The 18,139-nt window shown below is 71.1% G+C and carries 18 protein-coding genes; 10 read left to right on the top strand and 8 right to left on the bottom strand.

Annotation, left to right across the window (positions count from 1 at the left end; genetic code table 11):
• The first annotated feature begins 110 nt into the window (after positions 1–110).
• From ACFTE1_RS14515 to ACFTE1_RS14490, 6 genes are all read left to right on the top strand, one after another.
• Positions 111–1,865: a Wzz/FepE/Etk N-terminal domain-containing protein gene (locus ACFTE1_RS14515; protein ID WP_380620784.1), complete on the top strand. Its 1,755-nt coding sequence runs from the start codon at positions 111–113 to the stop codon at positions 1,863–1,865.
• A complete protein-coding gene (locus tag ACFTE1_RS14510; RefSeq protein WP_380620782.1) occupies positions 1,862–3,265 on the top strand; it encodes an O-antigen ligase family protein in 1,404 nt (467 codons plus the stop codon). The genes ACFTE1_RS14515 and ACFTE1_RS14510 overlap by 4 nt, the downstream gene beginning before the upstream one ends.
• 43 nt (positions 3,266–3,308) lie before the next feature.
• Positions 3,309–4,547, top strand: coding sequence for a hypothetical protein (locus ACFTE1_RS14505; protein WP_380620780.1), 1,239 nt, complete (start codon positions 3,309–3,311; stop codon positions 4,545–4,547).
• 113 nt (positions 4,548–4,660) lie between these two features.
• On the top strand, positions 4,661–5,548 hold the full coding sequence (locus tag ACFTE1_RS14500; protein ID WP_380620778.1) for a sulfotransferase family protein: 888 nt from the start codon (positions 4,661–4,663) through the stop codon (positions 5,546–5,548).
• 4 nt (positions 5,549–5,552) lie between these two features.
• The gene (locus ACFTE1_RS14495) at positions 5,553–6,998 is read left to right on the top strand and encodes an oligosaccharide flippase family protein (RefSeq protein ID WP_380620776.1); all 1,446 of its coding nucleotides are present in this window, start codon (positions 5,553–5,555) and stop codon (positions 6,996–6,998) included.
• Positions 6,979–7,725, top strand: coding sequence for a methyltransferase domain-containing protein (locus ACFTE1_RS14490; protein ID WP_380620771.1), 747 nt, complete (start codon positions 6,979–6,981; stop codon positions 7,723–7,725). The genes ACFTE1_RS14495 and ACFTE1_RS14490 overlap by 20 nt, the downstream gene beginning before the upstream one ends.
• Here ACFTE1_RS14490 and ACFTE1_RS14485 read toward each other — a convergent pair.
• Positions 7,717–8,781, bottom strand: coding sequence for a pentapeptide repeat-containing protein (locus tag ACFTE1_RS14485; RefSeq protein ID WP_380620769.1), 1,065 nt, complete (start codon positions 8,779–8,781; stop codon positions 7,717–7,719). The genes ACFTE1_RS14490 and ACFTE1_RS14485 overlap by 9 nt on opposite strands.
• Positions 8,782–8,827: 46 nt before the next feature.
• Between ACFTE1_RS14485 and ACFTE1_RS14480 the strand changes: the two genes are divergently transcribed.
• Positions 8,828–9,016 carry a hypothetical protein gene (locus ACFTE1_RS14480; protein ID WP_380620767.1) on the top strand — a complete coding sequence of 63 codons (189 nt, stop codon included), beginning with the start codon at positions 8,828–8,830 and terminating at the stop codon, positions 9,014–9,016.
• Here the strand turns inward: ACFTE1_RS14480 and ACFTE1_RS14475 are convergent, their stop codons facing one another.
• From ACFTE1_RS14475 to ACFTE1_RS14460, 4 genes are all read right to left on the bottom strand, one after another.
• On the bottom strand, positions 9,017–9,868 hold the full coding sequence (locus ACFTE1_RS14475; protein WP_380620765.1) for a VOC family protein: 852 nt from the start codon (positions 9,866–9,868) through the stop codon (positions 9,017–9,019). It lies immediately after the preceding gene.
• Positions 9,869–10,039: 171 nt separating this feature from the next.
• A complete protein-coding gene (locus ACFTE1_RS14470) occupies positions 10,040–10,390 on the bottom strand; it encodes a VOC family protein (protein WP_380620763.1) in 351 nt (116 codons plus the stop codon).
• Positions 10,391–10,611: 221 nt separating this feature from the next.
• The gene (locus ACFTE1_RS14465; protein WP_380620761.1) at positions 10,612–11,520 is read right to left on the bottom strand and encodes a glycosyltransferase family 2 protein; all 909 of its coding nucleotides are present in this window, start codon (positions 11,518–11,520) and stop codon (positions 10,612–10,614) included.
• A complete protein-coding gene (locus ACFTE1_RS14460; protein ID WP_380620759.1) occupies positions 11,517–12,746 on the bottom strand; it encodes a sulfotransferase in 1,230 nt (409 codons plus the stop codon). The genes ACFTE1_RS14465 and ACFTE1_RS14460 overlap by 4 nt, the downstream gene beginning before the upstream one ends.
• Before the next feature lie 124 nt (positions 12,747–12,870).
• Between ACFTE1_RS14460 and ACFTE1_RS14455 the strand changes: the two genes are divergently transcribed.
• Positions 12,871–13,671: a WecB/TagA/CpsF family glycosyltransferase gene (locus ACFTE1_RS14455; RefSeq protein ID WP_380620757.1), complete on the top strand. Its 801-nt coding sequence runs from the start codon at positions 12,871–12,873 to the stop codon at positions 13,669–13,671.
• 82 nt (positions 13,672–13,753) lie between these two features.
• Here ACFTE1_RS14455 and ACFTE1_RS14450 read toward each other — a convergent pair whose 3' ends face one another.
• Both ACFTE1_RS14450 and ACFTE1_RS14445 read right to left on the bottom strand, forming a co-directional pair.
• A complete protein-coding gene (locus tag ACFTE1_RS14450) occupies positions 13,754–14,329 on the bottom strand; it encodes a DNA-3-methyladenine glycosylase (protein ID WP_380620755.1) in 576 nt (191 codons plus the stop codon).
• Entirely contained in the window at positions 14,314–14,874 is a 561-nt protein-coding gene (locus tag ACFTE1_RS14445) for a DUF3515 family protein (protein WP_380620753.1), read from the bottom strand. Before ACFTE1_RS14445 ends, ACFTE1_RS14450 begins: the two co-directional genes overlap by 16 nt.
• Before the next feature lie 126 nt (positions 14,875–15,000).
• Between ACFTE1_RS14445 and ACFTE1_RS14440 the strand changes: the two genes are divergently transcribed.
• On the top strand, positions 15,001–16,005 hold the full coding sequence (locus ACFTE1_RS14440) for a thiamine-phosphate kinase (RefSeq protein WP_380620751.1): 1,005 nt from the start codon (positions 15,001–15,003) through the stop codon (positions 16,003–16,005).
• A 161-nt stretch (positions 16,006–16,166) separates the two neighbouring features.
• On the opposite strand, the gene rpmB is transcribed toward ACFTE1_RS14440, so the two are convergent.
• The gene (gene rpmB, locus ACFTE1_RS14435) at positions 16,167–16,358 is read right to left on the bottom strand and encodes a 50S ribosomal protein L28 (RefSeq protein WP_380620749.1); all 192 of its coding nucleotides are present in this window, start codon (positions 16,356–16,358) and stop codon (positions 16,167–16,169) included.
• 368 nt (positions 16,359–16,726) lie between these two features.
• Between rpmB and ACFTE1_RS14430 the strand changes: the two genes are divergently transcribed.
• The gene (locus tag ACFTE1_RS14430) at positions 16,727–18,112 is read left to right on the top strand and encodes a hypothetical protein (protein WP_380620747.1); all 1,386 of its coding nucleotides are present in this window, start codon (positions 16,727–16,729) and stop codon (positions 18,110–18,112) included.
• Positions 18,113–18,139 lie beyond the last annotated feature (27 nt).

Here is an 18,139-nt window from a genome sequence, read left to right as displayed (position 1 = left end):
GTCACCTCCCCGCCGGTCAGTCGTTAAGCCGGACAGACACGTCGCCGCTGGGGCGCCGCCCCTCTACCGGACTCGGACCCGACCCGGCCCAGCCAAGGGAGTGAACACATTTGAGCTACACCGCCACCCGCACACTGGGCGACTACGCCACGATGCTGCGCCGATCGCGCGGGCTCATCGCCGCCCTCCTCCTGGGATCCCTGGCCCTGGGAGTCGCCGCCCTCTCCTGGGCCGAGGAGGTCTACGAGTCGCGCACCTCGATCCTGGTGCAGTCCACCGGACTCGAGACCGAAGTGCTCGGCGCCCGGGGCAACGGACAGGTCAACCTCGACACCGAGGCCCAACTCGTCCGCTCCACCGAGATCGCCGCCGCCGTCGCCGAACGCCTCGGCCACGGCGACACCACCGCCCTGCGCGAGGCCGTGGACGTGACCGTCCCGCCCAACACCGCCGTGCTCGAGATCCGCTTCCGGGACTCCACCGCCGGAGGCGCCTACGACGGCGCCCGCGCCTACGGAGAGGCCTACCTCGAACACCGCCGCGCCCAGGCGGTCTCGGGCCTGAAGAGCGAGATCGAGTCCAACGAGCAGCGCATGGCGGGACTCAACGGCGAGATCGACGACCTCAAGGACACGCTCGCCGGGCAGGACCCCGACACGACGGCCCACGCGCGGACCGAGGGCAAGATCGACCGCCTCGCCGGGCAGGCCGCCGACCTCGAGGCCGAGAACGCCGAACTCGAGTCGCAGGAGTCCTCCGTCTCCCCGGGCCGCACCATCAACGCGGCTTCGCTGCCCGCCTCGCCGGTCTCCCCCAACGCCCCGGTGACCATGGCGGCCGCGTTCGCCGTCGGGACGATCCTGGCCCTGATCGCCGCGTTCCTGCGCCACCAGGGCGCTCGCCGGGTCCTCTACGCCAGCGACGTGACCCAGCGCTGCGGCGTCGACGTCATCGGCTCGGTCCCCTCCTCGGTGCGGTTCCGCACCCGCGAGGTCTTCGGCGCCTACTCTCCGGGCGGCCGCATCTTCTCCCAGATGCGCAATGTCGTCATGTCCCAGCTGGGGGACGGGCGCCGCGTCATCGTCGCCGTCGGGGTCTCCCCGGGCCCGGCCGCCTCGGTGACCGTCGCCAACCTCGGCAATGCCCTGGCCCGCGCCGGCGACCGCACCGTCTCCATAGCGGGCAACCCGACCTCGCCGGTCGGGCTGTCCGAACTGGCCGAGACCAGTCCCATCCCGGGGCTGTCGGACGTCTGGTCCGGCCGCGCGGGCCTGCCCGACGCGAGCTTCACCGCTCCGCGTCGGCCCGGGCTGAGCGTGATCGGCCCCGGCGCCGCCGCCCGAGCGACCGGGCCGACCAGCGACGCGGTCAACCGGACCTTCAAGGACCTCGCCAAGGCGGGCAACGTCGTCCTCGTCGACGCGCCGCCGCTGTCCTGCTCGGCCGACGCCCAGATGTTCGCCTCGCACGCCGACGCCGTCGTCATCGTCGTGCAGGCCGGCCGCGACACCATCCGCGAGACGCAGGAGTGCGTCGAGGCCATCGAGAAGGTCGGCACGAGGATCATCGGCGCCGTCCTGCTCCCCCCGGACCTGGGGCCCATGATGGAGGCCCCGTCGCCCGGGAGCGGGACTCCGGCGCGGAAGACCGCCGCGGAAGAGGAGGCCCCGGAGGACGCGCCGGGCGACGACTCCCCCACCGACGCGCTGGACGTCGTGGAGCCCGAGCCGCAGCGCTCCTCGCCGCGTACCGAGGCGGCCCACACCGAAGAGGACACCACCCGGAAGAGCTCCAGCGCCGACTGGGAGAGCGTGCACCTCCGCCAGCGGTCGTCGGTCGGACAGGAACCCGCGGGGCAGTCGTGAACCGGTACGGCGGAGTCGGACAGAGGGGGGAGCCCGCCCAGGGCTCCCCCCGCGAGGCCGCGTCCCCGCGGCCCTCCGCCCGCCCCCTCGAACTGCTGATCCTCGGCTATCCCCTGTGGTGGGCCCTGGGAGCGGGCCTGATCGCCGTTCCACTGGTCGCCCTGGTCGCCGTGCACCGCCTGATCCGGCGCCGCTCGATCGCGGTCCCGCCCTGGTTCGGGCTCTGGGCCCTCTTCCTGGCCCTGGTGGCCGTCAGCATCGCCAACCTCGGCGTCTCCCCGCCCGGCACGGTCGAGTCCACCTGGATCGGACAGCTGCCCGGAGCGGTCTTCCGCCTCGGCTTCTACACGTGCGTCACCGTCATCGCCCTGTGGGCCTACAACCTCGCCGCCGACCGGGCCCTGACGGTGGAGCGGCTGCTCTTCCTCCTGGCCTACTGGGGCATCGTCACCGTCGCCGGAGGACTCCTCGGCACCTTCTTCGGCGGATTCGAGTACACCTCCCCGGTCGAGATGCTCCTGCCGGAGGGCATCCGGAGCGACGGATTCGTCAAGTCGCTCGTCCACCCCATGGCGGCGCAGACGATGGACGTTCTCGGCTACGAGAGCCCGCGCCCGGCAGCCCCGTGGGGGTACACGAACACCTGGGGCAACATCGCCGCACTGTGCTCGGCCTGGATGGCCGCCTACCTCTTCACCGGGCGCGGCGTCCGCGACGCGCGCCGCCCCTGGATGTGGGCCGCCCTCGTCCTCGGCCTCATACCGATCGTCTTCTCCCTCAACAGGGCCCTGTGGGCCGGGCTGGTCCTCATGGCGGCCGTGGCGCTCCTGAAACTGCTCGTCTCGGGGCGCCTCGGAGCCGTCCTCGCCGTGACGGCCCTCGGAGCCGTCGCCGCCGTCGCGGTCCTTCTCTCCCCGCTGGGCGCCGTCGTCCAGGCGCGCTTCGACAACCCCCACTCCGACGACGGACGGGCCTTCTCCTCGCAGACGGCCGTCGACCTCACCCTGGAGCACTCGCCCCTGCTCGGATTCGGATCCACGCGCAAGACCCTCGGGTCCGGCGAGTCCATAGCCGTCGGACCCACCGACGACTGCCCGCGGTGCGGGGCCAGGACCCTGGGCGGCAACGGACAGTTCTGGCAGGCCCTGTTCGCCCACGGCGTTCTCGGCGTCGGAGCCTATATCGCCTTCTTCCTCGCGGTGCTGTGGCGGTTCCGCTCCGACCACAGCCCCGTCGGGATCGCGGGGACGGCCTGCGTCGTCTTCTCGCTGTTCACCATGTTCTTCTACAACTCCCTCGTCACCCCGCTCCTGGTCCTCCTGCTCGGCTACGTGCTGTTGGCCGCCAACGGGGACCGCGCCGCGGAACGGACCGGGCGAGCGACCGGGGCGGCGGCATGAACACGACGGCGAACGACGCCGGCACTAGGAGGAAAGGGTCGACATGAGCGAGGCAGTCAAGGCCGCCGACGACATGGAACGGCGAGCGCAGTACGTCAGGGAGGTGCGGGAGATGCTCTTCCCCGACCGGACGGGGGAAGAGGGACCCCCGTCGGCGGGGCCGCCGGCCCGGGACACGGCCTATATCGCCGTGCCCAACCTCAAACGGCCGCGCGTGCTCATCCCCGCCGCACGGCCCGCGGCCGAAGGGGCCCTGCGCCGCTACTCCTGGCCCGCCACCAAGTCCGCCCGCCTCAAACGCCGGGCCGCGCTCTGGGCCGTCGCCGCCCGCCTCGACCGGCTCCTCCTGCCCGACCGGGTCACGCTCCCCTCGGCCGGAGGCATCGACGCCTACCTGTCGGAGGCCATCGGCCACCCGGTCACCAGCGCCATCCATATAGGACCGGCGCGGGCCAACCGCAAGCCCATCCTCCACCTGCTCGACCCCGAGGGGCACTCGGTCGGCTTCGCCAAGATCGGCGTCAACGACCTCACCCGCGACCTCGTCGAGGCCGAGCGGGACAACCTCGAGCGGCTCGCCCGCCGGCGCGGCCGCGTCCAGCTGGTCCTTCCCGAAGTGGCCCACTACGGCCGGTGGCGCGAGTTCAACGTCCTCGTCACGACCCCCGTCCCCGCCTGGACGCCCCCGTCGGACGACAGCCGGACCAGGCGGGCCGCCGCCATGGTCGAGCTGTCCCACTCCTTCGGGACCGTCACCGGACCCCTGGCCGAGTCCGACTACTACGGGCGCCTGCGCGGCCGGCTGGAGGCCGTCGCCCGCTCCGGCGAGGACGGCCCGGCCCTCCACGCGGCGGCCATGGAGATCCTCCCCGCCTGGGAGCGCGAGCAGTTCACCCTCGCCTCCTGGCACGGCGACTGGACGCCGTGGAACGCACGCCACTCGGAGGAGCACATATACCTGTGGGACCTGGAGCGGTTCGAGACCGACGTGCCCTCCGGGTTCGACGCGCTCCACTACCGCCTCCAGGAGGACATCGTCGGCGGCGCCCTCTCTCCGACCGCGGCGCTGCGCCGCCTCTTCGACACCGCGCACACCCTGCTGGTGCCCTTCGGCGTCGACCCCGACCACGCCCGCGGAACGGCGCTGCTCTACACGATCGACCTCGCCGCCCGCTACCTGGGCGACAAGGCCGCCGAGGCCGGGGCGGCACTCGGCGCGCTCGGGTCCTGGCTGCTCCCCGCGCTCATCGAGCAGACGAACAGGGAGCACCGGCGCGGTTGACCACGGCCGCGCACACCGGGACAGCGTGCCCGGAACACCGACCGCACGCTCCGGGCCGGCAGCGCCTCCCGGAGCGAAGGACCACCGAGACCAGCCCACCGAAGAGGTAACCCATGTCCAAGACCATCCGAGAGATCATCCCCGCCCCCGTGCGCCAGGCGATATCGTCGACCTCGCGCACCTACGGGCGCGTGACCTCCGGCCACCGGCTCCTGCCGTCCTTCCTGCTCTGCGGGGGGCAGCGCTGCGGAACGACCTCCCTCTACCGGGCGCTCTCACAGCACCCGGCCGTCCTCAAACCCAACCTGCACAAGGGAGTCCACTACTTCGACACCGCCTACCACAAGGGACCCGCCTGGTACCGCGGACACTTCCCGACCCGCGCCACCGCCAAGCGCGTGCAGGACCAGACCGGCCTCTCCGCCCAGGCGTTCGAGTCCAGCCCCTACTACCTCTACCACCCCCTGGCCGCCGGACGCATCGCCGCCGACCTGCCCGGAGCCAAGGTCATCGTCCTCGTCCGCGACCCCGTCGAACGCGCCTGGTCCCAGCACGCCCACGAACTCGCCCGCGGATTCGAGACCGAAAGCGACTTCACCTCGGCCCTCTCCCTCGAACCCGAACGCCTCCACGGGCAGGACGACCTGCTCGCCGCCGACCCGCGCCACTACAGCTTCTGCCACCAGCACCACGCCTACCGCGCCCGGGGCCAGTACGCCGACCACCTCGACCGGTTCGCCGAGACCCTCGGAGCCGAGCGCGTGCTAGCGGTGGACTCCGGACGGTTCTTCGCCCGCCCCGAGGAGACCTTCGAACGCATCCTGCGGTTCCTCGGCCTCCCCTGGATCGGTTCGGTGGAGTTCAAGCGCCACAACGGACGCGGGCGCCCCTCGCCCCTGCGCGACGACGTCCGGGCCGAACTGGAGGCGCACTACGAGCCCTACGACGAGCGGCTCACCGCCTGGCTCGGACACGAACCCTCCTGGCGCGGCGGGGAATGAGCCGGTGGCCATCGCAATGCGCCAGGGGGCGGGATCCAGCCTCGTCAGCCTCGCCGGCGCCGCGCTCGCCGGCGGGGGAGGGCTTCTCATCACGTGGTTCGCCGCCTTGGCGCTGGACGCGGACCAGGCAGGGGCGTTCTTCACCTCGACCTCGCTGTTCCTGCTCTTGGCGACGGTCGCCAAGCTCGGAACGCCCACGGCGGCCGTCTACTTCATCAACCGGGAGCGGGCCCTGTACGACGTCTACCGGCACTCGTTCCTGCCTCCGGCCGTCTGCTCGCTCTTCGCCTCCGCGGCGCTCCTGGTCTTCGCCGACCGTTTCCCCGACCCCGACATCGCCCGAGTCCTCGCCGTGTTCCTGCCGCTGGCGGTCGTCACCGACATACTCCTGTCCGTCACGCGCGGATTCCACTCCATGGGCCCCACCGTCCTCGTCGACAAGATCGGCCGCACCGCACTCCAGGTGGCGCTGCTCGGAGCGGTCGCCTTCACCGTCCGGACGCCCGAGGCGGCGGCCGCGGCCTGGGTGGTCCCCTACCTTCCCGCGTCGATCATGGCGGCGTGGGCGCTCCACCGCATGCCCTCCCCGCGCTACGACGCGGCGCTCCCGGCCCGCGAGTACTGGTCCTTCACCGGCCCCCGCGCCGCGGCCTCCGTCGTGCAGATCGCCCTGCAGCGCTTGGACATCGTTCTGGTCGCCGCGCTCGCCGGGCTCAAGGCCGCCGCCCTCTACACCGTCGCGACGCGCTTCCTCGTCGTCGGCCAGATGGTCTCCGGCGCCATCGGGCAGGCCCTGCAGCCGCGCATCGCCGCCAACCTCTCCCGCCCCGCCCGGCTCACCGCGCTGTACCAGGAGTCGACCGGCTGGATCATCGCCCTGACCTGGCCGCTCTACCTCGCCATCGCCCTCCTCGCCGACCGCTATCTGGGGCTTTTCGGAGCCGAGTACCAATCCCCCGAGGCGCGCCTGACCATATGGATACTGGTGCCCGCGATCATGATCGCCTCCTCCTGCGGCATTGTGGACACGGTTCTCGCGATGGCGGGCAAGACCTCCTGGCAGTTCTACAACGTCTCCCTCGCCCTAGCGGTCAACACCGCCCTCAACCTCGCCCTCATTCCCTCGCTGTCCATCGTCGGAGCGGCCGTCGCCTGGTCCGCCGCGCTGCTGGCGAAGAACCTCCTCCCCGTGCTCCAACTGCGGCACCGCGGCCACCGGCCGTGGAACGGCGGCACCGTCCGGCTCATGCTCGGCCTCCTGGCCGCCTTCGCGCTGACACTCGCCCTCGGACGGATTTCACCCCTCCTGCAAGACGTCGGAACGCTCCTCGCGCTCGGTCTGTGGGGGATAATGACGGTCGGGTATACGCGCCGGACGCTGACCGACTCCGACCCCCGGCGCCACCACGAGAGAAAGAAAGCAGCCCGCCATGGTCAAGAACTACACTGAGGTCTTCCAGGACAAGTCGGCCGTCGACAAGTACCAGGACCGCACCTACGCGAAGGGGACGTACTCGACCATCGTCTCCGAGCGCCAGGGCACCTGGCTGAAGGCGTTCATAGAGGAGGCCTTCCCCGATCCGCCGGTGCACTTCGACTTCGCCTGCGGCACGGGGCGGGTGGCGCGGCTCGTGGCCGGGAGCGTGGCCACGACGCACGGCTACGACCCGTCCATGGCCATGCTGGACAAGGCGAGGTCCCTCGGGACCCCGGGGGAGCTGCACCATATCGAGCCGGCCGGGGACCTGCCGGACATCGCCGAGACCGGGCGGCACCACCTCGTCACGGCCTTCCGCCTGCTGCTCAACGTGGACGAGTCCGTGCGCGACCGGTTCATGCAGTTCGCCGCGCGCGCCCTCCCGACCCCCGAGTCCGGCCTCCTCGTAGTGGAGAACCACGGCAACGCGCGCTCGCTCCGCCGCCTCCGCAAGACGTTCGGGCGGCTGGACGCCAACATGTGGTTCCAGGAGCTCTCCCACGCCGAGGTGGAGGCGCTCTTCGCCCGCCACGGCTTCGAGATCGTGTCCGTCCACGGATTCACCCTCTTCACACAGGGCTTCTACAAGCAGCCGATCAAGGCCGTGGCGCGGCCGTTCGACGCGACCTTCAGCGGTCTGCTCAGCAGGTCGTGCACCGACGTCGTCTACGTGGCGCGGCGGAAGAACTCTTCAGGATAGGGGCTCGGCGCTCCCGTTCTCGAAGGCCAGGTCCGAGTCCGATCGGGAACCGTCCCACACTGTGCTGCCGGAGAACCCGCAGGACCGAAACGTTCCGCCCGCCATCCACCGGGTATCGGTGAACCGGACGTCGCGGAACTCGGTCTCCGAGCAGTCGAGCTTCTTGTGCATGGTGGACCGCTCCCACCGGACCGTGCCGCGGAAGACGCTGTCGCGGAGCGTGGTCTCGTCGATCATGGTGGTCTCATTGAAGCCGGTCGACTCGTGGAACTCCGTGCGCGAGATGGCGAGCGGACCGTGGAACGTCGCCATGTGGAACTTCCCGGTGTGGAGGGTCGTGTCCTCGAAAATGGTGTCGCCGGTGAAGATGCAGTTGACGAAGGTCGGCCGGTGCAGCTCGCAGTCGCGGAACTGCATGTGGTGCAGGAAGGCTCCCGACAATGGAACGATCTTGTGCTCCCAGTACTGGTCGCCGCGTTCCAGGTGTCGGACCAGGATCCGCTGCACCGTGCGCCGGACCTGGAACTCCGGGTCGTCGTAGTCGACGTTGTAGAGGTCGGGGAGGGTGAACGGCATGCGCAGGTAGGCGCAGTACTCGTCGATGACCAGTTGGCGCAGTTCGGGATTCTGGTTCGCCAGCAACTCCAGGTTGTGCAGGCCCCCGATCCGGACCGTGGGGTTGTCGTGAGCGAGCTGCTCGACCGCTTGGAGGCGCAGGTTGGTGATCTGCTGCTGGCGCGCCTGCTCGTCGGACTGGTTCAGGCGGCGCAGCTCCAGCGCGTGCTGTTCGCGCGTGGTGCGCTCATTCTCGCGTTGACGCCGGAACGCCAAGAGCGCCAGACCGATTCCAGTCAGGCCGCCGCCGGCGGCCAGCGACGACTTGAGGGCGTCGTTGGCCAACTGGGCCTTCTCCACCGCGGAGGTGGAGTCGGGCAGGGACCAGACCGGGGCCATCATGCTGACGTAGAGGAGCACGGTCGCCACGATGATCAGGGCGAGGTAGGCGACGACCGTCCACAGCGGAAGCGGCCTCGGCGTCTCGGGATCGCGATTCATAAGTCCAGCTTAGGAAGCCGGGCCAAAAGAGCCTAGACTCGGTCCCATGTCGAACCGAGTCTCCTCCACCCGTAGCATCGCCGCCTTCGTCCTGTTCGTGTCGATCCTGCTCCTGATCGCGTCCTTCGCCGGAGCGGGCGGCTCGAACGGCGAGGTCCTCGTCGTCGGGGTCCTGGGCCTCCTCACCGGCCTGGCGCTGCGGATCGAGGCGGCGATCCTGGACCGCGGGAAGTGATCACCGGCCCCGGATCCCGAACGAGGCGCCCTGCGGGGAGCGCAGCACGCACCAGCGATAGTCGTTGGAGCGCCAAACGCCCTCGATCTGCTCGGCCCCGGTGTCGAGCGCCCGGGAGAGGGTCTCGTCCAAGTCCGGGGTGTGGAACATGACGGTCCAGCGGCCCCGGTAGCCGGCGCCGGGGCCGTCGTCCCGTTGGAAACCGCCGAAGGCCCGCGGCATGTCGGCGATCTCTAGCACCCGGAAGCGGTCCTCCTCCACCGGGGTGGTCTTCCACTCGAAGAGCTCCTCGTAGAACTCGGCCAGCTCGGCGAGTTCGCCGGCGTAGCCGTACTCGAACCAGCAGGGGGCGCCGACCTCGTCGACGGCCTGGAAGCCGAAGTCCGGGTCGAGCTGCTGGAGGACGATGAAGTCCGCGCCGGTGGGGTCGGTGAGCATGGCCCAGCGGGCGCTTCCCTCCCAGTCGACGGCCTGGACCCGCAGGCCCGCACCGAGGATCAGCGCCTTCTCGACGGCGGCGTCGCAGGTGGGAACGCGGAAGGAGGCGAGCCAGCGGCTGCCGGCCGCGTCGTGGGCGGCTCCGGAGCGGTCGAGTCCGTTGTCGGAATGGCGGGGCGCGAGTCCCTGCACGAGTTCACCGTCCGTATCGCGGCCGCCGTCGTCCGGGTGGCGCGGAACGATGCCGCCGACGACCTTGCCGTCTTCCGGCCGGAAGAGCTCGAGGCGGCCACCCTGGCCGGACCCGAGGCGTCTTCCCTCCCAACCGAAGAGCGGTGCGAAGAACGCCAGGTCGGCGTCGGGGTCTGAGGTGTGAAGGTCGGTCCAGAGCGGAGCGCCATGGGGAAACGGCATCGGGGGCCTCCCGGTCGCAGGTTCGGTGTGGCCATCCATAATACGGTCTCCGGGTGACAGTCGCTGGACGCGCGGTGACGCCGAAGTGCGGGGCGGCCGGCACGGTCGCGCCGGTGTTGCGGTCGTCCCGGCCGGCGCGGGGCGCCGCTCTTCGCTCGCCGCCGACTCTTCTCAATCCTCGTCGTGCCCGGACGCCACGCAGAAGCGGTTGCCGTCGGGGTCGGCCAAGACCGTCCACTCCAGACCGAACTCGGGGACCTCCCGGTCGGCGATCCTCTCGGCGCCCAGGGCGACGAACCGCTCCACCTCCGCCTCGCGGTCCTCGGCCTTGAGGTCGAAGTGCATGGTGTTCCCGGGCTCGTCGTCCGACTTCTGGAAGCTGAGCCCGACCGCGCCGGCCGCCACGGAGGCGTACTCGCCGACGTCGACGGACACCGTCGCGTCGAGCGCTCCGGCCCACCATCGGGCGATGGCGGAGGGGTCGGGCGAGTTCACGGTGATGTTGACCAGTTCTGTGCTCATGGAGAGACGGTACCGGCGGGCACCGACAGCGCGGTCTCGATCCGCTCTAGCGGGCAGGCGCCGCCTTGCAGACTGGTCTCCCGGCACCGCCGAACGGATCGGCCTCCGGCTCCGTCGCCCAGAACGATTTCCGGCCCCGCCGACGAGACTGGCCTCCGGACATGCCGGCCGACTACCTTTCCGGGACCGGAGCGCCTGGCGGAGCCCGGCGCTCCATGGGTCTAGATTCCCTTGCCCCTGCGGTGCAGCGTCGCCATGACGTTCGGGATCGACACCAGTCCGGCGGCGGCGGCCAGGGCGACGGCCGCCCTCGGCTCGGCCGGGTGGTAGCGCGTCGCCCGCGTCGCCCATTTGAGGGCGGTCTTCCTGTCGCCCACCGCCGCGTGCCAGCAGGCCAGTTGCCCGTAGACCCGGGCGGCGCCCTCGGGGCAGCCGTGGATCTCGGGATGGCGGTCGAGGATCCACTTGAGGCTGGAGATCTTCGTGTCCCAGCGGGTCTCGAAATGGCTTCCCGCCCAATTGACCTGAACGTACGGGCTGTCCACGTGGCAGATGGAGCGGCGCCGGGCGGCCCGCAGGAGCACGTCCCAGTCCTCGTTCTGCGAGCCCGGGGCGTCCTCGGCGATCAGCCCGAGCCCTCCGAGCAGGGCGTTGCGGCGGAAGAGGAACGTCGAGGAGTGCAGCATCATCATGCGGGAGCGCAGGAGGTCCCCGTGGTCGATGGTGCTGCGCCCGGCCAGGCGCACGTTGTACTTGCCCCGGTAGGCGACCTCGATCGCGGTCGTGCACATCTCGGCGCTCTGCCCGAGCGCGGCGACCTGTGCGTTGAGCTTCCCCGGCAGCCATTCGTCGTCGTCGTCGAGGAAGGCGACGAGCTCGGTGTCCAGCAGGGTGATGCCGGTGTTGCGGGCCCCGGCGAGTCCCGGCGTCCGATCGTTCTTGACGACCGTGACCGGCCGGTCCCCCTCGGAGGCGAGGCTCTGGTCGGGAGCGGCCCTGTCGTAGACGACGATGATCCGCAACCGCCCCGGGTAGAACTGGTCGAGGACGCTGCGCAGCGCCTCCCGCACCGGTCCCGGGCGGTCGTGCGTCGGTATGACGACGCCTACTGACGGCCATTCGCTGTTCATGGCGTGTCCTTTCTCTGGAGTGCGGGGGCGTCCTCGGCGCCGGCCTCCGGGGCCGGCATGGCGTCCCCGGGTTCGGACTCGCGCGGCTCGGGTACGCCGACGACCATGTCGCTGGGCTCGATCGAACCGTCCCGCGCGCACCGGTCGCCCGGTCCGGCGTCGGCCCCGGAGGCCGGCGCCTCGGGCTCCGCCGCGTCCTCGCGAGCGGCCGCGTCGACGTCCTCCAACCCCTCCTCCACCTGCGGCTCCGAGGGGCGGTCGGTTCTGAGGTACCCGTATCGCCCGAGGAGGGGACGGGTCAGGGTGGAGACGACGCGCTTCGTGCCGGGCGCGAGTCCCGTCGCCCAGATCTGGTCGCTGCGCAGCGGAATGCGTCCCACGGTGAACCGCATGGGATTCCCGGCGGCGGAGTGGCTGGGGCCGAGGTCGGCCCATCCGTCGCCGATGTAGGCGAGGTCTTCGTCGGTTATGTCGAGGCCGCAGAACCGCGCCAGCGAGCTCATGACGTGGCGCGGGCGTTCGATGATGCGTTCATAGCGTACTCGTCGCACGGGTGTTCCATGGCGGTTCAGGAGGCTGAAGGCGGCGTTCTGCGCGTTCCACAGCATCGCGGCCTTGGCGGGGGAGTAGGTCGTCATCGTCTCGCCCGTGGGCGACTCGGGACGGCGCACCCGCTTGGTCCAGGAGTAGGCCACGCCCCTCGAGTCGCGGACGACGTGCAGGACGCGCAGGTCGATGTCGGGCGACCAGCGCAGGCAGTAGGCGAGGGAGGCGTGCTTGGAGGAGTCGACAACGACGCGGGCGCCGGTGTCGGTGGCCGCCGCGCGATAGACCTTCTCGAAGTACGAGCCGTACTCCTTGACCAGCTGGAAGTGGTCGTCATTGAGCCTCTTCCCCGCCAGCAGGGGGATGTGGCGGGTCCGGTCCACCGACGACTTCAGCGCGCGCAGCCGCTCGACGTCCACATTGTCCCACCCGTCGAAGGCCTCTTTCCCTATCCGCTGCCAGAACTCGCAGTAGGAGAACGAAGAGCCGCACGCGCACATCTCGTCGCCGACGAGGTCGCGCTCCCACAAGTGGGTGATCTCGCCGAGGGGAACGACTCCGGGCAACTGCCCGAGGAGCCGTTCGAGGAGCGTGGTGCCGCTGCGCCCGAGGCCGCCGATGAAGACGAGACGGACGGCGTTCTCCCGAGCCGGGACGGTGTCGGAGATCTTGACACTCACGGAGGGACTCCCATCTGGTTCTCGCGGTCATTTCCAATGACTAACGAGTCGACACCCGGGTGAGGACACGCCCTGAGGCGAAATTTCCCGGAATCTCACACTCGGGCCGATAGCGTGTGGGGTTATGGCAAGACCGGAACGGGACGCGATCCCGCTGGCGAACATCGTGGTGGACCGCGTCGACATGGACGACGCGGTGGGAGCCGTGGAGGCCGGGCTGCGCGAAAGGCGCGGCGGGCACGTCGTCACCCCGAACGTGGACATCATCGCCCGGTGCCGCCGGGACGAGGCGCTCGCGGGACTGGTCAACCGCGCCGAGCTCGCCCTGTGCGACGGCGCGCCGCTGGTGTGGGCCTCCAAGGTGGCGGGGACGCCGCTGCCGGGCCGCGTGGCGGGATCGGACCTGGTGTGGCGCCTGGCCGAGCGCGGCTCGCACCTGGGCTGGAAGATGGCCCTCCTCGGCGGGACCCCCGACCCCTCGGCGTTGCCCACCCAGCGGGCCGGCGAGGTGCTCGAGGCCCGCCATCCCGGAGTCAAGGTGGTGGGGCGCTGGTGCCCGCCCATGGGCTTCGAGCGCGACGCGACGCACTGGGAGGCACTGGCGATGCGGCTGCGGGACACCCGGCCCGACGTCGTCCTGGTGGGCCTGGGGTTCCCCAAGCAGGAGGTGGTCATCGACCGGCTCCGCTCGCACGCGCCCGAGACCTGGTTCGTCGGGTGCGGGGCGAGCATCGACTTCATCGCCGGCTACCGCAGCCGGGCTCCCCGGTGGATGCGGCGGAACGGCCTGGAATGGGCGCACCGGATGTGGAGCGAGCCGCGGCGATTGACGAAGAGATATCTCCTGGTGGACGCACCGGTGGCTTTGGGGCTCATGGGAGAGGCTCTCCAGCGGCGGTTCGACCGCTTCCGCCTGAGGGGGTGAGTCCGGAGTCGGCCCGCCCAGGGCGGTACCGCAGCGCGGTGCCGGGTCCCGGAACAGGGCCGACGTCCGGTCCGAAGCCGGTTCACGCCTTGGGGTGGCGCTTGTAGTCGGAGACGTACCGGTCGCCGGGAATCCAGAAACGCCAAGGAGTGTCGGCTGCCTTGCGGACGCCTACGCGCAGACCCGCTTCCACCGCAACAGGTTCTACAGGGGACAGAATACGTCCGTCCATATCGGTCCCGTCGTCGGCTCTGGACCACCCCATGGCCTGCGCCAATCGGGCCGGGCCCCGCGCCAGATCGCGGAAGGGCACGCGCTCGCCGCGGCGCTCCCGGGCCCTCTCGACGCCGCCGGTGACCTCGGCGGCCCGCAGCAGCACCCCGGCGCCCCGGCCCTCCCGGTCGCACACGAGGTTGGCGCAGTAGTGCATGCCGTAGGTGAAGTAGACGTACAGGTGCCCCGGCGGCCCGAACATGGTGCCGTTGGCGGGCGTGGGGCCGCGGAAGGCGTGCGAGGCCTCGTCGTCCCAGCGGTAGGCCTCGACCTCGGTGATCCGGACGGTGACCCCGTCGCCGTGCACGGTGCAGCCGAGCAGGTCGGGGGCGACCTCCGCGGCGTCGCGAGCGAAGAAGCCCCGGGAGGCTACTTCGCGGCGCATCCGGCCGGAGCGTCCCGCAGGGCGGGGATCTTGTCGGCGATGACGGGGGAGAGGTCTCCCAGGACGCCGCCGGACTGCTCGTAGTCGGACGGCACGTCGACGGTCACGGCGGTCTCGCGGTCCACCGTCGCGTACTGGATCGAGCCGTCGTCGCCGGGCGTCTTCAGCCAGCACACGCCGCTGACGTCGACGACCTGGTCGGTCGGGGGGACCTCGACCGGGTCCGTGCCGCACACGGCGGTGACGGCCGGGTCGCCGTAGGCCAGGGCGTACTCGGCGATGCCCTCGCCGCCGACCACCGGCCGCTGCTCAAGTCCGTCGACTTCTCCGGGGGCGGAGGAGGTGACGGCGAGGCAGTAGGTCAGCGCGTCCGCGCCGAGCTCCAGCGGGTCCATCTCGACTGGCTCGGCGACGGCCGACTCGTCGGGCTGCTCGGGCTCGTCTTCGAGGTCGCCGAGGAACGCGTAAGAGGCGTATCCGACGACGAGCGCGATCGGCACGGCCACGATGGTGGCGATGGCTCCCGGCGAACTGAGTTTCGGCATCGGGCCCTTCTCCTCGCGGATCGAGTGGAACAGTGCTCCCCGAACTGTACTGGCGGGCCGTCCGGGCGGGCGCGCCGCGCGGGCCGCGAGTGACACCAGCCTTAGGTGCGGGCGTCCGCCCCGCGTATGAGACATTATTGGACTGACAAGCCACCGAGTGCAAGGAGGGTCGGCGTGGGCGAGACCGCGGCCGAGTACGGGGAGTTCCGCCTGATCGAGCGCATATCCCGGCTGTTCGCCGGGACCGACAGGGTCCTGCTGGGGCAGGGGGACGACGCGGCGGTGCTCGCCGTCCCCGACGGCAGGGTGGTGGCCTGCACGGACATGCTCGTGGAGGGCAACCACTTCCGCACCGACTGGTCCTCCGGCGCCGACGTCGGGCACAAGGCCGCCGCCGCGAACCTGGCCGACGTGGCCGCCATGGGCGCCCGCGCGACGGGTCTGATGGTGGCGCTGAGCCTCACTCCGGAGACGGACGTCGAGTGGGTCGTCGAACTGGCCGAGGGCATCGCCTCCGAGTCGGACTCGACCGGGGCGGCCGTCATCGGCGGGGACACGACGCGCGGCTCGCAACTGACCGTCGCCGTCACCGCCCTGGGCGATCTCGAGGGGCGCGATCCCGTGACGCGCCGGGGCGCCCGGGTCGGCGACGTGCTCGCCTACGCCGGCCGTCTGGGCTGGTCGTCGGCCGGACTGGCGGTCCTGCACCGCGGCTTCCGTTCCCCGGGAGCGCTGGTCGGGGCCTACCGCCGCCCCCAGCCGCCCTACGCGGCCGGTCCGGTGGCCGCGGCCATGGGCGCGACGGCGATGATCGACGTCTCGGACGGGCTGCTGTCCGACGTGGGGCACCTGGCAGAGTCCTCGAACGTGTCGATCGACATAGACGCCTCCGCGCTGACCATCTCCGACGCGATGGCCAGGGCCGCCGAGGCCCTGGGGGCCGATCCGCTGCAGTGGGTCCTCGCGGGAGGCGAAGATCACGCGCTGGTGGCGACCTTCCCCGCCGACGTCATCCTCCCGGCGGACTGGACCCCGATCGGGAACGTGGCCGAGGGGCGGGGCGTGACCGTCGACGGCCACCGCTGGCAGGGCGGGTCCGGCTGGGACCACTTCGACCGCTCCGGCGGCTGAGGCGCTCCGCCGGCGCGCGGACGCACGTTCCCGAATATCGGGTCGGCCCTCTCTGAGGCCGGGCGCTCCGCCGGCCCTCGGACGCACGAAAGAACCGGTGGTCGCGAGGACCACCGGTTCTTCAAGTCTTCGACGGGCCGCGGGGCCCGACGGGTACTGCCTTAGCGGGCCACCTTGTTGGCCTTCAGGCAAGAGGTGCAGACCTTGGCGCGGCGCTTGTTGTCACCAGAGCCGGTGGCGATGCGCACGGACTGCAGGTTCGGGTTCCAACGGCGCTTGGTCTTCTTGTGCGACCACGGAACGTTGTTTCCGAAGGTCGGGGCCTTGCCGCAGACCTCGCATACGCTCGACATAATCCAAACTCCTGCGTTGACGTTTTGAGTTACCTGATCTCCGGAGGAGATCCTGATCCCCAGCGGAGAAAAGGCTCGGCTCCAGCGGAGATGACGGCCCGGAGGCGGGCCCGGACGGCCGATCGGCCGCGGACGCCTACGCTGAACGCAGGCAACCTGGAAATTCTATCCGATGAGCCGGGCGTCGTCCCCTCCCGGGGTCGGCCGACTGTGTCACAGGGTACCCGGCCCGCCGGACGGGCCCCGTCCCGGCCCGGTCCACCGGGGGTGACGGGCGACGTCCCGGCCGACTCCGACAGTCCAGAGGTTGTCCCCATGCCGTAGTCTGACTGCATACCATTTGTGCCGACTCCCATAGTCTTTGGTGAATGAACATGAGCAACCCCCAGCAGCCGCCCGCTGACGGTTGGCAGCCGCCAGAAGAAGTCACTCCTGGTCAACCGGTGTACCGGCCCGAGGAGGAGCCTCCGCTCGCCCCCGGGCAGGAGCAGGGCGCGCCGCAGCAGGGCGCCGACGACACGATGGTGTTCCAGGCTCCCGTCACCGACGACGGCGAGACGACCATGAAGTACCAGGCTCCCGGCCAGCAGTTCCAGGCCCCCGCCGCTCCTCCCGGCGTGCCCGTGTCGCCCTTCGGCACCGGCGGCCAGGGCGACGGCGGGCAGCCCGGCGCGCAGTCGCCTCCCCCGCAGCAGGCCTTCCCCAGCCAGCCCGGGCAGGGGCAGCAGCCCTACTACAGCCAGCCCGGCCAGCAGAGCCAGCCGCAGCAACCCCAACAGCCCATGCAGGGCGTCCCGGGCCAACAGCAGCCCTTCCCGGGCCAGCCCGGCCAGGGACAGCCGCAGCAGCCGCTCTACGACGCCCAGGGCAACCCCGTCTCCGGGGTCCCGGGAATGGCGCCCGTCTCCAGCGTCCCGGCCTCGGCCGTGCCGGTCTCCGGCTACGACCCGGGCCAGTGGAACCAGCAGCAACAGCAGCAGCCCGGCGGACAGCTCGCCCCCGTCTCCTCGGTCCCCGGCTCCCCGGGCGCCTGGGACACGCCGCAGATCGAGCGCAAGGGCAAGAAGAAGACCAAGGGCCCCAAGCCCCCGAAGAAGTCCGGCGCCAAGGGCGGCGGCAGCGGCGGCGGCAAGGCCCCGATGATCATCCTTCTGACCATCGTGGTCGTCATCGTCGCCGGCCTCGCCGTGGGCGGCTACTTCCTGTTCAAGCCGCAGAACGACGACGGCGGCCCCGACACGCGCACGACCGACCAGGCCAGCGCCGACCCGACCGAGGAGCCGCCGGCCGAGGCCAAGCCCGAGGCGGTCGCCGCCGACGGCACCGACCTCAAGTTCGTCGTCGACTCCAACGCCGGCTGGGAGTCCTCCACGCCCGACGTCGCGCCCTTCACCGCGCCGGCCGGGGCGGCCCACCCCGACCTGCCCGTCGAAGCCGTGGTCGGAGCGGTGGACGCCAAGTCCATCGGAATGGACGAAGAGGCCAAGCTCGCCGACGTCGAGGCGAAGTTCGCCGAACTCGTCGCCGACTCCGTGGCCGGAGCCGCACCGGAGGGCTACACGAGCGAGACCTACCGCGTCGACGGCCACGCGGCCCGGTTCGCCGAGTTCACCGTCGGGGACCAGACCTTCTACACCGCGCTGATCACCACCGGACCGGGAGAGGTCTCGGGCTTCGCCGCCTGGGCAGACGCCGACAACGCGGAGGCCGCGCAGGCCATGCGCCAGAGCCTCATGTTCGGGGCGCTCCAGTAGCCCGGCACCACGAGAACGACTGAGCCG

This window comes from Salininema proteolyticum (assembly GCF_042685645.1).
Taxonomy (GTDB): Bacteria; Actinomycetota; Actinomycetes; order Mycobacteriales; family Micromonosporaceae; genus Salininema; species Salininema proteolyticum.
The sequence above is the reverse complement of the archived record's forward strand: the minus strand, read 5'-3'. Positions and strand labels throughout refer to the sequence as shown.